The 16,755-nt window shown below is 66.1% G+C and carries 14 protein-coding genes; 9 read left to right on the plus strand and 5 right to left on the minus strand.

Going from position 1 to position 16,755, the window contains the following annotated elements; all coding sequences use genetic code 11:
- Positions 1–234: 234 nt before the first annotated feature.
- Positions 235–2,076, plus strand: a complete 1,842-nt coding sequence (locus PA6_RS04035; RefSeq protein ID WP_021699602.1) for a sigma-54-dependent Fis family transcriptional regulator — start codon at positions 235–237, stop codon at positions 2,074–2,076.
- A gap of 1 nt (position 2,077) precedes the next feature.
- On the opposite strand, the gene PA6_RS04040 is transcribed toward PA6_RS04035, so the two are convergent.
- Complete coding sequence (locus PA6_RS04040) at positions 2,078–3,955, minus strand: putative bifunctional diguanylate cyclase/phosphodiesterase (protein WP_021699603.1); 1,878 nt, start codon at positions 3,953–3,955, stop codon at positions 2,078–2,080.
- 153 nt (positions 3,956–4,108) lie between these two features.
- Between PA6_RS04040 and PA6_RS04045 the strand changes: the two genes are divergently transcribed.
- A complete protein-coding gene (locus PA6_RS04045) occupies positions 4,109–4,447 on the plus strand; it encodes an FKBP-type peptidyl-prolyl cis-trans isomerase (RefSeq protein ID WP_021699604.1) in 339 nt (112 codons plus the stop codon).
- A gap of 3 nt (positions 4,448–4,450) precedes the next feature.
- On the opposite strand, the gene PA6_RS04050 is transcribed toward PA6_RS04045, so the two are convergent.
- On the minus strand, positions 4,451–5,341 hold the full coding sequence (locus PA6_RS04050) for a DMT family transporter (protein WP_021699605.1): 891 nt from the start codon (positions 5,339–5,341) through the stop codon (positions 4,451–4,453).
- 134 nt (positions 5,342–5,475) lie between these two features.
- Here PA6_RS04050 and PA6_RS04055 point away from each other — a divergent pair, with 134 nt between their 5' ends.
- From PA6_RS04055 to PA6_RS04065, 3 genes are all read left to right on the plus strand, one after another.
- Positions 5,476–5,913, plus strand: a complete 438-nt coding sequence (locus PA6_RS04055) for an Lrp/AsnC family transcriptional regulator (protein WP_021699606.1) — start codon at positions 5,476–5,478, stop codon at positions 5,911–5,913.
- Between the two features lie 10 nt (positions 5,914–5,923).
- Entirely contained in the window at positions 5,924–7,057 is a 1,134-nt protein-coding gene (gene ampC / locus PA6_RS04060) for a class C beta-lactamase (RefSeq protein WP_021699607.1), read from the plus strand.
- Positions 7,058–7,122: 65 nt separating this feature from the next.
- Positions 7,123–8,991 (plus strand): DEAD/DEAH box helicase, encoded by a 1,869-nt coding sequence (locus PA6_RS04065; RefSeq protein WP_021699608.1) that lies wholly within the window; start codon positions 7,123–7,125, stop codon positions 8,989–8,991.
- A 57-nt stretch (positions 8,992–9,048) separates the two neighbouring features.
- On the opposite strand, the gene cysS is transcribed toward PA6_RS04065, so the two are convergent.
- Together cysS and PA6_RS04075 are read right to left on the minus strand one after the other, a co-directional pair.
- Entirely contained in the window at positions 9,049–10,434 is a 1,386-nt protein-coding gene (gene cysS / locus PA6_RS04070) for a cysteine--tRNA ligase (RefSeq protein ID WP_021699609.1), read from the minus strand.
- Positions 10,435–12,102 (minus strand): glutamine--tRNA ligase/YqeY domain fusion protein, encoded by a 1,668-nt coding sequence (locus tag PA6_RS04075; protein WP_021699610.1) that lies wholly within the window; start codon positions 12,100–12,102, stop codon positions 10,435–10,437.
- Between the two features lie 173 nt (positions 12,103–12,275).
- Between PA6_RS04075 and PA6_RS04080 the strand changes: the two genes are divergently transcribed.
- The 4 genes from PA6_RS04080 to PA6_RS04095 all read left to right on the plus strand — a co-directional run bounded on the left by PA6_RS04080 (position 12,276) and on the right by PA6_RS04095 (position 15,768).
- Positions 12,276–12,767 (plus strand): peptidylprolyl isomerase, encoded by a 492-nt coding sequence (locus PA6_RS04080; protein WP_021699611.1) that lies wholly within the window; start codon positions 12,276–12,278, stop codon positions 12,765–12,767.
- 147 nt (positions 12,768–12,914) lie between these two features.
- Positions 12,915–13,637, plus strand: a complete 723-nt coding sequence (lpxH, locus tag PA6_RS04085; protein WP_021699612.1) for a UDP-2,3-diacylglucosamine diphosphatase — start codon at positions 12,915–12,917, stop codon at positions 13,635–13,637.
- Between the two features lie 102 nt (positions 13,638–13,739).
- Positions 13,740–15,092 carry an SPFH domain-containing protein gene (locus PA6_RS04090; RefSeq protein WP_021699613.1) on the plus strand — a complete coding sequence of 451 codons (1,353 nt, stop codon included), beginning with the start codon at positions 13,740–13,742 and terminating at the stop codon, positions 15,090–15,092.
- A 145-nt stretch (positions 15,093–15,237) separates the two neighbouring features.
- Positions 15,238–15,768 carry a flavodoxin family protein gene (locus PA6_RS04095; RefSeq protein ID WP_021699614.1) on the plus strand — a complete coding sequence of 177 codons (531 nt, stop codon included), beginning with the start codon at positions 15,238–15,240 and terminating at the stop codon, positions 15,766–15,768.
- Here the strand turns inward: PA6_RS04095 and PA6_RS04100 are convergent.
- Positions 15,732–16,700 carry a class I SAM-dependent methyltransferase gene (locus PA6_RS04100; RefSeq protein ID WP_021699615.1) on the minus strand — a complete coding sequence of 323 codons (969 nt, stop codon included), beginning with the start codon at positions 16,698–16,700 and terminating at the stop codon, positions 15,732–15,734. The genes PA6_RS04095 and PA6_RS04100 overlap by 37 nt on opposite strands.
- Between the last annotated feature and the right edge of the window lie 55 nt (positions 16,701–16,755).

A 16,755-nucleotide genomic window follows, 5' to 3' on the forward strand; every position in this document is an offset into this window, starting at 1 on the left:
CGGGCAGTACGCCGACGCACTGAACAGCCTTGAACAGTAAAAGCTGAACAACTGAACAATTTGCCCTTTGACTTTGAACAGCAATGAACAACACTGGGCGGACGCTGTTTCCCCTGCCCACCCGCGGCCAGGGACCGGGAGGGCAAGGCACTCTCCCCGGCCCACCTATTGCAGTAACGGTGAGGCCAGCACGGAAGCTGTACCCATAAGAAAGACAAGAACCAGGCGACCCTCATGACTGCCACTGCCCCGGCGCCGAACCACGACGCCATCGTTCGCGATTCCTGGAGCCGCTGCCGCGACTTCGGCCTCACCCACCAGAGCCAGCCGGCCTTCGGACAGGCCGCGCCCGGCGAGGTTTCCGCCCTGCTGGAGAGCCAGCATTTCCTGGTGCAGACCACCCATCAGGAGGTGCTGCCTTACTACGAAAACATCCTGGCCAACTCCAACTGCCTGATCATGCTGGCCGACAACCAGGGCCAGCTGCTGCAGTCCTGGGGCGACCGCCGCTTCGTCGAGCCGAGCCAGGCCGCCGGCTTCACTCCCGGCGCCTGGTGGCAGGAGCGCTACAGCGGCACCAACGCCATCGGCACGGCGCTGGCCTGCGGCCAGGCGGTGCATATCCAGCGCGACGAGCACTTCCTCAAGGCCAACCGTTTCATGACCGGTTCTGCCTCGCCGATCTTCGATGCCAGCAGGCAGTTGATCGGCGTGCTCGACGTTTCCAGCGATAGCTACCTACCGCCGGCCCACACCCTGGGCATGGTCAAGATGATGAGCCAGTCGGTGGAGAACCGGCTGATCCTCAACCTGTTCAAGGACGACTACTTCCAGCTCAGCTTCAACACCAGCCTGGACAACCTGGACAGCCAGTGGGCCGGCCTGCTGGTGTTCGACGAGGCCGGGCAAATCGTCTCGGCCAACCGCCGCGCCGACAGCCTGCTCGGCGTCGGCCTGTCGCGGGTGAATATCGAGAGCCTGTTCGACGTGCCGCTGCAGCAGCTGCTCAACCAGCCGGAGAGCCTGCCCTTCGCCCTGCGCGCCGCCGGCCGCTACCGTTTCCACGGCCAGCTCAAGCGCCCGCGCAAGCCGCGCATCCAGCCACGCGACTTCCGCCCGCAAGCGGCCCCGGCGCCGCGCCAGGAAGGCTTCACCCTGGCCAATATCAACCTCGGTGATCCACGGGTAGACAAGGCCGTACGCCAGGCCGAGCGCCTGGTGGAGAAGGATATCCCGATCCTGATCCAGGGCGAGACCGGCGCCGGCAAGGAGGTATTCGTCAAGGCCCTGCACAACGCCAGCTCGCGCGCCGGCCAGCCGCTGATCGCGGTGAACTGCGCGGCGATTCCCGCCGAACTGGTGGAGTCGGAATTGTTCGGCTACGAGAAAGGCGCTTTCACCGGCGCCAGCCAGAAAGGCAGCATCGGCCTGATTCGCAAGGCGCATAAAGGCACCCTGTTCCTCGACGAGGTCGGCGACATGCCGCTGGCCGTGCAGGCCCGCCTGCTGCGCGTGCTGCAGGAGCGCAGCGTGCAGCCGCTGGGCGGCGGCGAGCCCTACCCGGTGGACATCCGCCTGGTCTCGGCGACCAACCGCCCGCTGCGCCAGGACGTGGACGCCGGGCTGTTCCGCGCCGACCTCTACTACCGCATCAGCGGCCTCAACCTGGAGCTGCCGCCACTGCGCGAGCGCAGCGACAAGGCCGCACTGTTCCAGCGCGTGTGGGAACACCACCGCGAACCCAGCCAGTGGGCCGGGCTCAGCCGCGAGGTGCAGGAGCTGTTCCAGCGCCACCCCTGGCCCGGCAACCTGCGCCAGTTGAGCAGCGTGATGCAGATCGCCCTGGCCATGGCCGAGGACCAGCCGATCCGCGCCGAACACCTGCCGGACGACTTCTTCGTCGACCTGCAGAACGCGAGCGACAACCTACTCGCCTGCGAGCCCGCCATCGAGGCCGGCGACCTGGCCAGCCAGTACCAGGCCTGCGGCGGCAACATCTCACACCTGGCGCGCAGCCTGGGCCTGAGCCGCAACACCCTGTACAAGCGCCTGCGCGAACAGGGGTTGAAGGTCTGAGTCAGACCGGTAGCGACTGCCGTGTGACGAAGGAATTCAGCTCGGCCGCCGGCAGCGGCCGGGCAAACAGATAGCCCTGCCCCTGATCGCATCCCAGCTCGACCAGCAACTGCCGGGTCGCTTCGTCCTCGATGCCTTCGGCGACCGTATGCAGGCCCAAGCTGCGGGCCATCTGCACGATGGCGGTAACGATCGCCTGGTTCTGCGGATTGTCGCCAAGCCCGCGCACGAAGGACTGGTCGATCTTCAGCTTGTCAACCTGGAAGCGCTGCAGGTAGGCCAGGTTGGAGTAGCCGGTACCAAAGTCGTCGATCGACAGCTTCACCCCCAGCTCCTTCAACTGGCGCAGCTGCTCGCAGTCCTGCAGCAGGATGGACTCGGTCAGCTCCAGTTCGAGCCCGGACGGTGACAGGCCGTAGCGCGTCAGCGCCGCCTGTACCACCTCGCCCAGGTTGCCTCGGCGAAACTGCACCGCAGACAGATTCACCGACATCACGAAACGCGGCAAACCGCCCGCCTGCCACAGCATGGCTTGGCGGCAGGCCTCGCCCAGCACCCATTCGCCGATCTCGACGATCAGGCCCGAGCGCTCGGCCGCACCGATGAAGCGATCCGGCCCCAGCAGGCCGAACTCGGGGTGGCGCCAGCGCAACAGTGCCTCGGCAGCCAGCAGCCTGCCGCTGCGCAGGTCGACGATCGGCTGGTAATGCAGCACGAATTCGTCGCGGCTAAGCGCCTGGCGCAGGTCCAGCTCCAGGGCCAGGCGCTCGCGGTTGTCGGCGTTCATCCGCTCATCGAAGAAACAGTAGGCATTGCGTCCAGCCGATTTGGCCTGGTACATGGCCATGTCGGCATGCCGGAGCAACGTATCGAAGTCCTCGCCATCCCCGGGGAACAGCGCGATGCCGATCGAGATGGACGTGACCAGCTGCATGCCCTTGAGGGTAAAGGGCTGCGCCAGACGGCGCTGCATCCTGCCCGCCAGCGAGGACACCATAGCCAGGTCATCGACATCGGCCAGCGCCACCAGGAACTCGTCGCCGCCCTGGCGACTCACCGTATCGATGTCGCTGAGCGTCTCGCGCAGGCGCCGCGCCACCTCCTGCAACAGCTCGTCGCCGGCGGCATGGCCGAGGGAATCGTTGATGGTCTTGAAGTTGTCCAGATCGAGAAACAGCAGCGCCACCTGGCGTCCGTCACGACGGGCATGGCCGATGGCCTGGTCCACGCGGTCGCGCAGCAGCAGGCGGTTGGGCAGGTTGGTCAGGGCGTCGTGCTGGGCCAGGTGGGTGAAGCTGGCCTCGGAATCCTTTACCCGCGCTATTTCCTGCTGCAGGCGCAGCAGCGTCTTGCGCAGATCGCTGGCCAGCAGCCAGACCGCGGCGGCGCACATCAGCAGGATGCTGCTGACATTGATCATGCGCCCGACGCCCATCGGCAGCGGTTCGAAGTGCTGCAGGCCGCTGAGTGCCGCGTAGGTCAACACCGCCACGGCCGCCAGCATGCTCAGCAGCAGGCCGAGAAACAGGCGCAGCGGCGCCACCATGCCCGCGACGATGAGGATGCCCGGGTACGCCAGCAGCGCGCCGCTGTACAGGCCCTGACTGAACCACAGGGAAATGGTCACCAGCGCCGTGAGAATGAATAGCACCAGGCGAATCGAGGCATCTACCAGGCCGCACTGGTTGAGCCGTCGACCGATCAGCACGGCCACCAGCGCCAGCCCGACCAGTGCGGTGTCCAGCCACAGATGGGCCAGCACCGTCTGTGTGCCGATCAACAGCAATACCAGGCACAACACGTTGGCGATCTGCATCAGGCGCCGGGCTTGCAGGCGGCGTTCGAGCAGGTTGCCCGTCAGGGGGTGCGCACGCGTCATAACGACTCCACTTCCATGATGCGACTGCTGCGGTGAGGGCGAACGCTAACGAATCTCTCTTGCCATGGGCAAGTAGAAATAAGTCGCATACTTGCCAGCGCCGCCCTAGCCGGCTAAAACGCCAGCCCCGACCACAGCACGACAATCATTGGCATGAACGGCGAACTGAAAATCGAAGACCTGGTACTCGGCAGCGGCAAGGCCGCCGTCAAGGGCGCGCTGATCACCACCCAGTACCGCGGCTGGCTGGAGGATGGTACTGAGTTCGACTCCTCCTACTCGCGCGGCAAGCCGTTCCAGTGCGTGATCGGCACGCGCCGGGTAATTCAGGGCTGGGACCAGGGCCTGATGGGCATGCAGGTCGGCGGCAAGCGCAAGCTCTGGGTGCCGGCGCACCTGGCTTATGGCGAGCGCCAGGTCGGCTCGATCCCGCCGAACTCCAATCTGGTGTTCGAGATCGAGCTGCTGGAAGTGCTGACCCGCGACGACTGATCCTCAGGCCGCAGCCAGACGCCGCCGACGTAGGCTCCAGCCCTGCTGCATGCCGGCCGCGGCCAGCAGGATGGCCGCCACGCCCAGCCACTGCAGCGGGCTGAGGCGATGACCGAAGGCCAGCCAGTCGACGAAGATCGCCGCGATCGGGTAGACGAACGACAGCGCCCCGGTCAGCGCCGTCGGCAGTTTCTGGATCGCGCTGTACAGCAGCATGTACATCACCCCGGTATGCAGGATGCCCAGGGCCGCCAGGCTGGCCCACGCCGGCGGCTGCTCGGGCAGCTGGTAACTGGCCAGCGGCGCCAGCATGAAGATGCCGGTGAGCAGCTGGATCAGCGCGATCAGGTGCGGCGGCGTGCCGGAGAGGCGTTTGACGATCAGCGCCGCCACCGCATAGAGCAGCGCCGCACCCAGGGCCAGGGCGATGCCCAGCAAGTAGTTCTCGCCCGAGGTGCCGCTATCGCCGTGGGCGCTGACGATGGCCAGCATGCCGAGGAAGGCCAGGCCCAGCCAGGCCAGCTTGGCCAGGGTGATGCGCTCGCCGAGGAACAGCGCAGCCAGGCCCACCAGCATGAACGGCTGCACGTTGTACACCGCCGTGCTGATGGCGATGGACGCCTTGGAGTAGGAGGCGAACAGCAGCAGCCAGTTACCAACGATGGCCACGCCGCTGACCAGCGCCAGGACCAGGACTCGCCGGCTCAGCAGCTCGCGGCCCAACAGGCCGAGCGCGGCGCACACTAGCAGCAACATGGCGCCGCCGATCACGCAGCGCCAGAACACCACGTCGATCACGGACTGGCCGGACACCAGGACGAACCAGCCGATGGTGCCGGAAATAAGCATCGCCGCGATCATTTCCAGCGAGCCGCGCTTGAGGGTCTTGTCCATGGTCGGAGTCTCCGGTCGGGGTGCGCTCATTATTCGGCTACCCGCACGCCCACCTCCAGGGCTAATCTAAGGCGAAACAGGAGCATCGCCTTTATTACGAAGGCGAACTCACTAAAAAACCTAACAGGCACGCCATGACCGACGAAATCGACCAGCTGCTACTCAACGCCCTGATGGAAGACTCGCGCCGCTCGCTCAAGGCGCTGGCGCAGATCAGCGGCCTGTCCTCGCCCAGCGTGGCCGAGCGCCTGCGTCGCCTAGAGGAGCGTGGTGTGATCAAGGGCTACACCGTGGAGGTGGACCCGCGCCATTTCGGCTACCAGCTGCAGGCCATCGTTCGCGTGCGCCCGCTGCCCGGCAAGCTGCAGGAGGTGGAGCGGCAGATCCAGTCGATCCCCGAGTTCACCGAGTGCGACAAGATCACCGGCGAGGACTGTTTCGTCGCCCGCCTGCACGTGCGCTCCATGGAGCAGCTCGATGAACTGCTGGACCGCATCAACGTCTATGCCGAGACCAACACCGCCATCGTCAAGAAAACCTCGGTGCCGCGCCGGCTGCCGCCGATGAGCTGAAGGAAGACTCATGCGACTCACCATCACCGCCCTGGCCCTGCTGCTGATTGGCCAGACGGCCCTGGCGCAGCCGAATAAGCTGCGCGCCACCGTCGATGCCGCCGTGCAGCCGGCCATCGAGCAGTACCGGATTCCCGGCCTGGCCGTGGCCATCGTGCACAAGGGCGAACGGCATTTCTTCAATTACGGCGTCGCCTCCCGCGAGAGCAGCCAGGCGGTGAACGAGCACAGCCTGTTCGAGCTGGGCTCGGTGAGCAAGCTGTTCACCGCCACCCTCGGCGCCTACGCCCAGGCCGAGGGCAAGTTGAGCCTGGACGACCCGGCCAGCCAGCACCTGCCGGCGCTGCGCGGCAGCGCCTTCGACCGCATCAGCCTGCTCGACCTGGCGACCTACACGCCCGGCGGCCTACCGCTGCAGTTCCCAGATGCCGTACGCAGCGAGCGGCAGATGCTCGACTACTACCGCGCCTGGCAACCCGCCTACGCCGCCGGCAGCCAGCGCCTGTACTCCAACCCCAGCATCGGCCTGTTCGGCCACCTGGCCGCCGCCAGCCTGGGCAAACCCTTCGACCAGTTGCTGGAGGGCCAACTGTTCCCGCAGCTGGGCATGACAGAGAGTCATGTGCACGTACCGCAGAGCAAGATGGCGCGCTATGCCTGGGGCTACCGCGACGACCAGGCGATCCGCGTACAGCCGGGCCCGCTGGATGCCGAGGCCTACGGGGTGAAGTCCACAGCCACCGACATGCTGCGCTTCGTCGAGGCCAACCTCGATCCGTCACAACTGCCGGTGCCGCTGCGCCAGGCCATCGCCACCACCCACCAGGGTTATTACCGGGTCGGCGACATGACCCAGGGCCTGGGCTGGGAGCGCTACGCCTACCCCATCACCCTGCAGCGTCTGCAGGCCGACAACTCGTCGCAGATGGCCCTTGAGCCACATGCGGTGGAGCGCTTCGCCACGCCGCAACCTGCCGAGGGTGACCTGCTGCTGAACAAGACCGGCTCGACTAATGGCTTCGGCGCCTACGTGGCGCTGGTGCCGGCCCGCGACACCGGCCTGGTGATCCTGGCCAACCGCAACTACCCGAATGCCGAGCGGGTACGCATTGCCCTGGAGATACTCGCCACGCTGGAGCCCTGAACCGCTGGCCCATTGCCGGGGCAAAGCCCGTATGATGGCGGACCGCATCTGCTTTCCGAGTTGCCATGCTGTCCGCCGTCAAACGCTACCAGGCACTGCTCTCCAGCACCCTGGCGCGCTACTTCCCCCGCACCACCGAATACCTGCGCGCCGAACGCGAAGCCGCGGCCAAGCTGCGCCAACCGCAACCGCGCGCCAAGCGCCCCGCTAGCAGCGGCAAGACCAAGGCCGGCGGGCGCAAGAAGAAGGCCAGCGACGGCCCTGCCCCTGCCCCTACCGGCATCTATTCCAGCGCCCGCCTGAAGATCAGTGACGCCCAGATCGCTGCCATGCGTGCCCGCGTCGCCGAGGCGGTGACAGCCGGGCTGATCGGCGCGCCGTCCGACGAGCAGTGGGCGATGATCCTCTGCCGCGCCCCACTGGCGCGCATCTTCGCCGGCGCCGGCTCGGGCAAGTCCACCACCCTGCTCCTGCGCGTGGTGTTCATGCTCTGCCACCTGCAGACCCCTACAAGCAGCCTCACGGTGATCTCCTTCACCAACGCCTCCTGCGCCGAGCTGCGCGGCCAGCTGCTGCGCCTGCTGGCCTTCTGGCAGTTCCCCTTCGACGAGGCCCATGCGCGCCAGTGCGTGCGCACCTTCCATTCGGCCATGGCGCAGCAGGCCAAGGTGCTGCTGGGCGCACCGAACTGGTTCGAGCAGCTCGGTAGCGGCGCCAGCGAGGAGCCCGACGCCCCCGCCGGTGGCCGCCTGCCGCCCGCGCAACAGCGCCTGCTACGCCAGGCTTATGATGAGCTCTACACCAGCGACGCCGCCTTCCGCCAGCGGGTGCATGAGCTGCTCGGTGTGGCCCTGCCCGAAGCCGTCGGCAAGCCGCCGCAGGAGGGCCTGCGCCTGGCCGGCGAACTGCGCGCCGCACCACTGTTCGAGGTGTTCTACCAGCAGGGCTGCTTCGCCGAGAGCCTCGGCCTGCGCCCGGACCGACTCGATGCGGCCACGCTGGACTGCGCGCCGCGCGAGCGCCTGTTTCTGCAGGCACTCGCCAGTTTCTGGGCGCGCTTGCAGGCGCTGTTGCAGGCGCAGGGCGTCACCACCTTCGATACCGCGTTCCGCCAGCTTGGCGAGTGCCTGACCGGCGCCGAGGAGCTGCCGGCGGAGGCTATCGAGCCGCTGCGCCATCTGCTGATCGACGAGTTCCAGGATATCTCGCCACAAATCGTCCACTGGCTGCAGGCCGTGCACCGCGCCCTGGCCGGCCGCGGCAAGGCGGTCAGCCTGATGGCTATCGGTGACGACTGGCAGTCGATCTACGGCTGGCGCGGCAGCTCGCCAGAGCTGTTCCTCGACTTCGACCGCCACTTCCCCAGCCGCGGCAAGGCCAAGAGCCAGGTGCTGATGTTGACCGCCAACTTCCGTAGCATCGAACCGATCCTGCGCGATGCCGAGGCGCTGCTGGCGGGCGTCGCCTGCAAACAGGCCAAGCGCAGCCAGGCGATCAAGGCCGCGCAGCCGGGCGATCACGGCGTGCGCAAAATCGAGAACTTCGACCTCAAGCGTCAGCTGCCCGAGCTGCTGCAGGAAATCACCGCGCAGTGTGCACACGTCGCTCAGCGCGGCAGCCGCGAGCGCAACCCGGTGCTACTGCTGGGTCGGCGCAACGACGCGCTGAAACAGGTGCAGGCCCAGCTGGACCCAAGCCTGCCGGTGCGCGCCTACAGCATCCACCGCGCCAAGGGTCTGCAGGGCGAGGTGGCGATCATCCTCGACGACGGTGGCAGCCCCGAGTCGCATCCGCTGCGCAACGCGCTCTATGCCCATTGCGGTCTGTTCCGCAACAGCTACGACCAGGCCATGTGCGACGAGAACCTGCGCCTGGCCTATGTGGCGGTCACCCGTGGCGTCAGCCGGGTAATCTGGTACAGCGGCAAACGCTAGAACTGCAGAAATGAAAAAGGCCGCCCGAGGGCGGCCTTTTTCATGCAGCGCAATCGCTTACTCGGCCAGGCGCCAGGTGGTGCCGCCCTTGCCGTCTTCCAGCACCACGCCCATGGCGGTGAGCTGGTCGCGGATGCGGTCGCTTTCGGCCCAGTTCTTGTCGGCACGGGCCTGCAGGCGCGCGGCGATCAGGGCTTCGACTTCGGCGGCATCGACCTTGCCGGCGGCGCCGGCCTGAAGGAAGGCCTCCGGCTCCAGCTGCAGCACGCCGAGCACGGCGGCCAGCTGCTTGAGCTGGGCGGCCAGGCCGGCGGCGGCCTGTTCATCCGACTCACGCAGGCGGTTGACCTCGCGGATCATCTCGAACAGCACGGCGCAGGCTTCCGGCGAGTTGAAGTCGTCGTCCATGGCCGCGCCGAAGCGCTCGACGAAGGCTTCGCCGCCAGCCGGCGCCACTTCCGGCAGGCCTTTCAGGCCGTTGTAGAAGCGCTCCAGAGCGCCCTTGGCTTCCTTCAGGCTGTCTTCGGAGTAGTTGATCGGGCTACGGTAGTGGCTGGACACCAGCAGGTAGCGCACCACTTCCGGGTGGTACTTCTCCAGCACCTCACGGATGGTGAAGAAGTTGCCCAGGCTCTTGGACATCTTCTCACCGTCCACGCGCACCGCGCCGGCGTGCATCCAGGCCTTGGCGTAGAGTTTGCCGGTGGCCGCCTCGCTCTGCGCGATCTCGTTCTCGTGGTGCGGGAATACCAGGTCCGGGCCGCCGCCGTGGATGTCGAAGGTTTCGCCCAGGCAGCAGGTGGACATCACCGAGCACTCGATGTGCCAGCCCGGCCGACCCTTGCCCCAGGGCGAGTCCCAGCTCGGCTCGTCCGGCTTGGCGCCTTTCCACAGGACGAAGTCCAGCGGGTCTTCCTTGATCTCGTCGACCTCGATGCGCGCGCCGATCTTCAGCTCGTCGATCTTGCGCCGCGACAGCTTGCCGTAGGTCTCGAACTTGGTGACGCGGTAGTACACGTCACCATTGCCCGGCGCGTAGGCAAAGCCCTTGTCGATCAGGGTCTGGATCATCTGGTGCATGCCGGCGATATGGCCGGTGGCGCGCGGCTCGATGTCCGGGCGCAGCACATTCAGGCGCGCCTCGTCCTCGTGCATGGCGGCGATCATGCGCTCCACCAGCGCTTCGAACGGCTCGCCGTTCTCGTTGGCGCGCTTGATGATCTTGTCGTCGATGTCGGTGATGTTGCGCACGTAGGTCACGTCATAGCCGCGCGCGCGCAGCCAGCGGGTGACCACGTCGAAGGCCACCATCACACGGGCATGGCCGATATGGCAGAAGTCGTACACGGTCATGCCGCACACGTACATGCGCACGCTGTTGCCTTCCAGCGGCTGGAAAATGTCCTTGGTCTTGCTCAGGGTGTTGTAAATGCTCAGAGCCATTTACTGCCCCCAGGTGTCGCGCAGGGTGACGGTACGGTTGAACACCGGCTTGCCCGGCTGGGTGTCCTTCAGGTCGGCGACGAAGTAACCCTCGCGCTCGAACTGGAAACGCTCTTCGGCAGCTGCGTTGGCCAGCGACGGCTCGACGCGGCAGCCGGTGAGGACCACCAGCGAGTCCGGGTTGATGTTGTCGAGGAAGCTGCCGCCCTCCTCGCTCTTCTCCGGGTTGGCGGAGCGGAACAGGCGGTCGTACAGGCGCACTTCGCATTCCACGCTCTCGGCGGCCGGCACCCAGTGGATCACGCCCTTGACCTTGCGGCCTTCCGGGTTCTTGCCCAGGGTGTTCTCGTCGTAGGAGCAGCGCAGCTCGACGATATTGCCTTGCGCGTCCTTCACGGCTTCATCCGCGCGGATCACGTAGCTGCCGCGCAGACGCACTTCGCCGCCCGGGATCAGGCGCTTGAAGCCGTCCGGCGGGGTTTCCTCGAAGTCGCTGGCGTCGATGTAGATCTCGCGGCTGAACGGCAGCACGCGCACGCCCATGTCCTGCTTCGGATGGCGCGGCAGTTCGAGGTTTTCGACCTGGCCTTGCGGGTAGTTGGTGATCACCACTTTCAGCGGCTTGAGCACGCACATGGCACGCGCGGCGTTGGCGTCCAGGTCCTCGCGGATGGCGAATTCCAGCATGCCGATATCGACCACGCCGCCGGCGCGGTTGACGCCGATCATGTCGCAGAAGGTGCGGATCGAGGCCGGGGTGTAGCCACGGCGGCGATAGCCGGACAGGGTCGACATGCGCGGGTCATCCCAGCCCTGTACGTGTTTCTCGTCGACCAGCTGCTTGAGCTTGCGCTTGCTGGTGACGGTGTAGTTCAGGTTGAGACGGGCGAACTCATACTGGCGCGGCTGCGCCGGCACCGACAGGTTGGCCAGGAACCACTCGTACAGCGGGCGGTGATCCTCGAACTCCAGGGTGCAGATGGAGTGGGTGATGCCTTCCAGGGCGTCCGACTGACCGTGGGTGAAGTCGTAGCTCGGGTAGATGCACCACTTGTCGCCGGTCTGGTGGTGATGGGCGTGGCGGATGCGGTAGAGGATCGGGTCGCGCAGGTTGATGTTCGGCGAGGCCATGTCGATCTTGGCGCGCAGCGAACGGGCACCGTCCGGGAACTCGCCGGCCTTCATGCGGGCGAACAGATCGAGGTTCTCTTCCACGGAGCGATCGCGGAACGGGCTGTTCTTGCCCGGCTCGGTCAGACTGCCGCGGTATTCGCGCATTTCCTCGGCGTTCAGATCGCAGACGAAGGCCTTGCCGGCCTTGATCAGCTCGATGGCCCAGTCATGCAGCTGGTCGAAGTAATTGGAGGCGTAGCGCTCCTCGCCGGCCCACTGGAAGCCCAGCCACTCGACGTCGGCTTTGATCGCGTCGATATATTCCTGGTCTTCCTTGGCCGGGTTGGTGTCGTCGAAACGCAGGTTGCACTCGCCGCCGAATTCCTGGGCCAGGCCGAAGTTGAGGCAGATGCTCTTGGCGTGGCCGATATGCAGGTAGCCGTTGGGCTCCGGCGGGAAGCGGGTGATGATCTTGCTGTGCTTGCCGCTGTCCAGGTCAGCCTGGACGATGGGACGCAGGAAGTTGGCGGCTTTTTCGACGGTGGGCTTGCTCATGGTGTCCTTAGATGCGGTGCGGCCTCCGCGCGGGAGGTAGGCCGGTCGAGACAAAGCCCGTATGATACTCAACCCGCTATATCCCTGACAGCCGCAAAGCGACCGGGAGTGGCCTTTTGGCGCGAACGCGCCGCCGCCCTGCCCGCCTTGCCCGAATTCGAGAGCGCATCTCCATGATCAAGCTGCACACCAACCACGGCGTCATCACCCTGGAACTGTTCGCCGACAAGGCCCCGGAAACCGCCGCCAACTTCGAGCAGTACGTGCGCGACGGCCACTACAACGGCACCGTGTTCCACCGCGTGATCAGCAACTTCATGATCCAGGGCGGTGGTTTCGAGCCGGGCATGAAGCAGAAGCCGACCCGCGCGCCGATCAAGAACGAAGCCAACAACGGCCTCTCCAACAAGGTCGGCACCGTCGCCATGGCCCGCACCATGGACCCGCACTCGGCCTCCGCGCAGTTCTTCATTAACGTCGCCGACAACGGCTTCCTCGACCACACCGCACCGACCATGCAGGGCTGGGGCTATGCAGTGTTCGGCCAGGTGACCGAGGGCATGGACGTGGTCGAGAAGATCAAGGGCGTGGCCACCACCATGAAGTCCGGCCATCAGGACGTACCGGTGGAAGACGTGATCATCGAGAAAGCCGAAGTCGTCTGACAGACCGCCAAAAACTACTGCGCTAGGCTACGCGTCGTTGCGGCCAGCTTCGGAATGCTCATTTACCCTTTGTAAACTGCGCTTCCTCAACTGTCCGCGCCTAGCCTAGCCGTCGCTCGCTACGTTTTTATCGGTCTGCTGAATGACATGATCCTGCTGATCTCCGATCTGCACCTGGAAGAGCAACGCCCGGACATCACCCGGGCGTTTCTGCATTTCCTGCAGACCCGCGCCCGCGGGGCCGAGGCCCTGTACATCCTTGGCGACTTCTTCGAGGTGTGGGTCGGCGATGACGGCATGTCGCCGTTCCAGCACGACATCGCCCGCGCCCTGCGCGAACTGAGCGATGCCGGTACGCGCCTCTACCTGATGCACGGCAACCGTGACTTCCTGATCGGCCGCGCCTTCTGCCGCGAAGCCGGCTGCACCCTGCTGAAAGACCCGAGCATCGTGCACTTCAATGGCGAGCCGGTGCTGCTGATGCACGGCGACAGCCTGTGCACCCTGGATGTCGGCTATATGAAGCTGCGTCGCCTGCTGCGCAACCCGCTCTCCTTGTTCATCCTGCGCAACCTGCCGCTCGGCACCCGCCACAAGCTGGCGCGCAAGCTGCGCAGCGAGAGCCGCGCGCAGACGCGCATGAAGGCCCGCGAGATCATCGACGTGACCCCGGAAGAGGTGCCACGAATCATGGCCGAGCATGGCGTGCGCACCCTGATCCACGGCCATACCCATCGCCCCGCCGAACATGCACTCGAAGTGAACGGCCAAAGCGCCCGACGCATCGTCCTCGGCGACTGGGACCAGCAGGGCTGGGCCCTGCAGATCGACGAAGAGGGTCTGCACCAGGCGCCCTTCGCCCTCGCCTGACAGATCGGCGAGAGCCAGCCCACATACCGGCACAGTGCCACTTGACGCCCTCTTCGCGGCTGCGCAGCATGCGCGCACCTTTCCCGCAGTCAAGGAACGATCATGGAAATCCCCAGCGGCACTCCCTCGAAACTCTCCCTGTTCAAGTACGTTGGTGTCCCGGCGCTGGTCGCCGCCATCGGCTTCGTCGGCTTCAACGGCGTGTTCTTCTATAACGAGGCAGGCTTCGTCACTCACGTGCGGACCATCTTCGGCGAAGAGAAGATCGTCGACGACGTGGGCTACGCCACCAAGTGGTTCGGCCGCGCCACGCCCTGGAAAAAGGCCCTCAGCGTGCAGTCGGTGCTCACCGAAGCCCTGGAGATCGACGACACCAGCGACAACGACAGCCTGGGCGCCACCATCGAGGCCTTCCCGATCGTGTTCCTCGGCAACGTCGACGCCAAGGTCGAATCCTCGGCGCGCTTCCGCCTGCCTGGCGGCGACCAGTTCCTCAAGATCGCCCAGGAATACCGCAACCCGGAAAACTTCATCAAGACCGCCCTGGTCCCGGCCATCAAGGAAACCCTGCAGGCCACCGCCTCGCTGATGAGCGCCGACGACTACTACGCCGGCGCGCGCAGCGAGTTCGCCGCCGAGTTCGAGAACCAGCTCAATGACGGCCTGTACCTGATCAAGCGCAAGGAAATCCGCGGCCCGCGCGGCCACCTGCCGAGCCAGACCGCGATCCTCCAGGCCGGCACCGAGCAGGGCAACTTCGGCGACAACAACGCCAGCCAGTTCATCACCGAAAAAGTGGTGGACGACAAGGGCATCCCGGTGCGCAAGCAGCAGCAGTTCCGCAAGTACGGCGTGGAAGTGGTCGAGGCGCGCATCACCAACGTCGACCCCAACCCGCAGTACAAGCAGCGCATGGTCAAGGTCCAGCAGGCCCTGGCCGAACTGGCCGTGGCCCGGCAGAACCGCCTGAAGGAAGAGGAAGAGAAGCTCCTGGTCACCGCCCGCGGTGAGAAGGAAGTCGAAGCCCGCCGCCAGGAAACCCTGCGCGACCAGATCGAACAGACCACCCAGGCCGAAACCGAGAAGCAGCTGGCCGTGATCAACGCCGAGCGCGAGAAGCAGCGTGCCGAGATCGAGAAGCAGACGGCCGAGCTGCTGCGTGACAAGGCCAGCATCACCGCCCAGGCCACCAAGATCACCGCCGACGCCGAGGCCTATGCGCGCAAGGCGGTGATCGAGGCGGACGGCGCCCTGCAACCCAAGCTGGATGCCCTGGTGCAGATCAACAAGGTGTGGGCCGAAGCCGCCTCCCAGGCGCCGGTGCCCGGCGTGATGATGGGCGGTTCCGGCAACGGCGCCAGCGCCAGCCGCCAGGACGAGATCGGCCAGCTGATGGGCATCCTTGCCACCAAGGCCGCCCGCGACCTGTCGCTGGACATGAAGGTCAAGGAATAAGCCCTTCCGAAGTCAGCGAACGCCCCGCCCATGCGGGGCGTTCTCGTTTTTGCGCCCGCCTGCACTTCCCTTGATACGGATCAAACTCGCCACGTCACCGACGCGTAGGCTGCAAGCAAGCCCGAGCCGTGCGATGGAGGTCGTCATGAGCAACATTCTTCTGGTGTGTTATTCACGCACCGGCAATACCCGCCTGGTGGCCGACGAACTGACCCAGCTCACCGGCTGGCCGCTGGCCCTGATCCGTGACAGCAAGCCGCGCGCCGGCGCCAGTGGCGACTGGCGCTGCATGCTCGATGCCTGGCTACGCAGCCGGCCCGACTACCTGTACGAAGGGCCGACGCTCGAACGCTTCGACCACATCGTGCTGCTCACCCCGGTGTGGATGAAAGGCCTGGCCGCGCCGCTGCGCAGCTTCCTGGCCGACCACGACCTGTCGTCCAAGCGCATCTCGGTGATCTGCACCCAGGGCGGGCGCGGGGGCTTCAACGCCGTGGAAGAAATCGCCACCCTGACCCGCCAGGTGCCCTCGCCCGTGCAGATTCTGCTGCAGAGCGAAGTACTCAGCGGGCTCTCGCCGCAACGCCTGGAAGACTTCGTGGTGCAGGTGCTGGCGTCCACCACCTACCAGCGCGATCGTCAGCGCCCGTCCTGGCTGTCGCCCGTCGCGTCCTGAGCCACGAACCGCAGGACCTTGAGCCCCGCGTCCGGGTCCCTATCAATGAACTCCGGCGGGTTGCCCAGGCGTTCGATGAACTGCAGCTGCGGGGCCTCGCGGGCCATCTCGGCGATGAGGAAAGCCGGTGTGACGGCCGGATCATTGCAGCAGGCCAGCACCTGCCCCGCCGGCGCCAGCAACTCCGGGAGCCGGCGCATGATCTTGGCGTAGTCGCGGGGCAGCACGAAGCTGCCCTTCTGGAAGCTCGGCGGGTCGACGATGATCAGATCGAAAGGCCCCTCACGGCGCAGCTTGCCCCAGGAGTTGAACAGGTCGTGGCCCAGGAAGCTCACCTGCGCCAGGTCGTGACCATTGAGCCGGTGGTTGTCTCGTCCGCGGCTCAGCGCCGGCCGCGACATGTCCAGATTGACCACCCGCGCAGCGCCACCGGCGATGGCCGCCACGGAAAAACCGCAGGTGTAGGCGAACAGGTTGAGCACCCGCAGCCCGGCCGCGCGCTCGCGCACCCAGCTGCGTCCCAGGCGCATGTCGAGGAACAGGCCGCTGTTCTGCTTGCGCGCGAAATCCAGCCGATAGCGCAGGCCGTCCTCGACGATCTCGCCGCCGTCGATGGGCTCTCCCCACAGGAACTCGGTCGTGCTGTCGGGCAGGTAGCGGTGCTGCAGAAGCAGGTGACCCGCGCCACTGTGCTGCCAGACCAGCTCCCTGGTCAGCGCCAGCAGCATCTGCCGCAACTCGGCCAGCTCCACCTCACCGGGCTGGCGGAACAGCGACACCAGCAGCACCCCCTGCAGCCAGTCGACCGTCACCTGCTCCAGCCCCGGCCATTGCCGGCCGCGCCCATGGAACAGGCGACGTGCCTCGTCTGGCGGGGCGGCGAGTGCCACACACAGATGTTGTTGCAGGATGGCGATGGCGGCGCTGTTCATGGTGCTCGTGTAGTGGGTTGGAAGGCCGGCATTCTAGGCCATAACCCCGGCGTCG

The organism is Aquipseudomonas alcaligenes NBRC 14159 (assembly GCF_000467105.1).
Lineage (GTDB): Bacteria > Pseudomonadota > Gammaproteobacteria > Pseudomonadales > Pseudomonadaceae > Aquipseudomonas > Aquipseudomonas alcaligenes.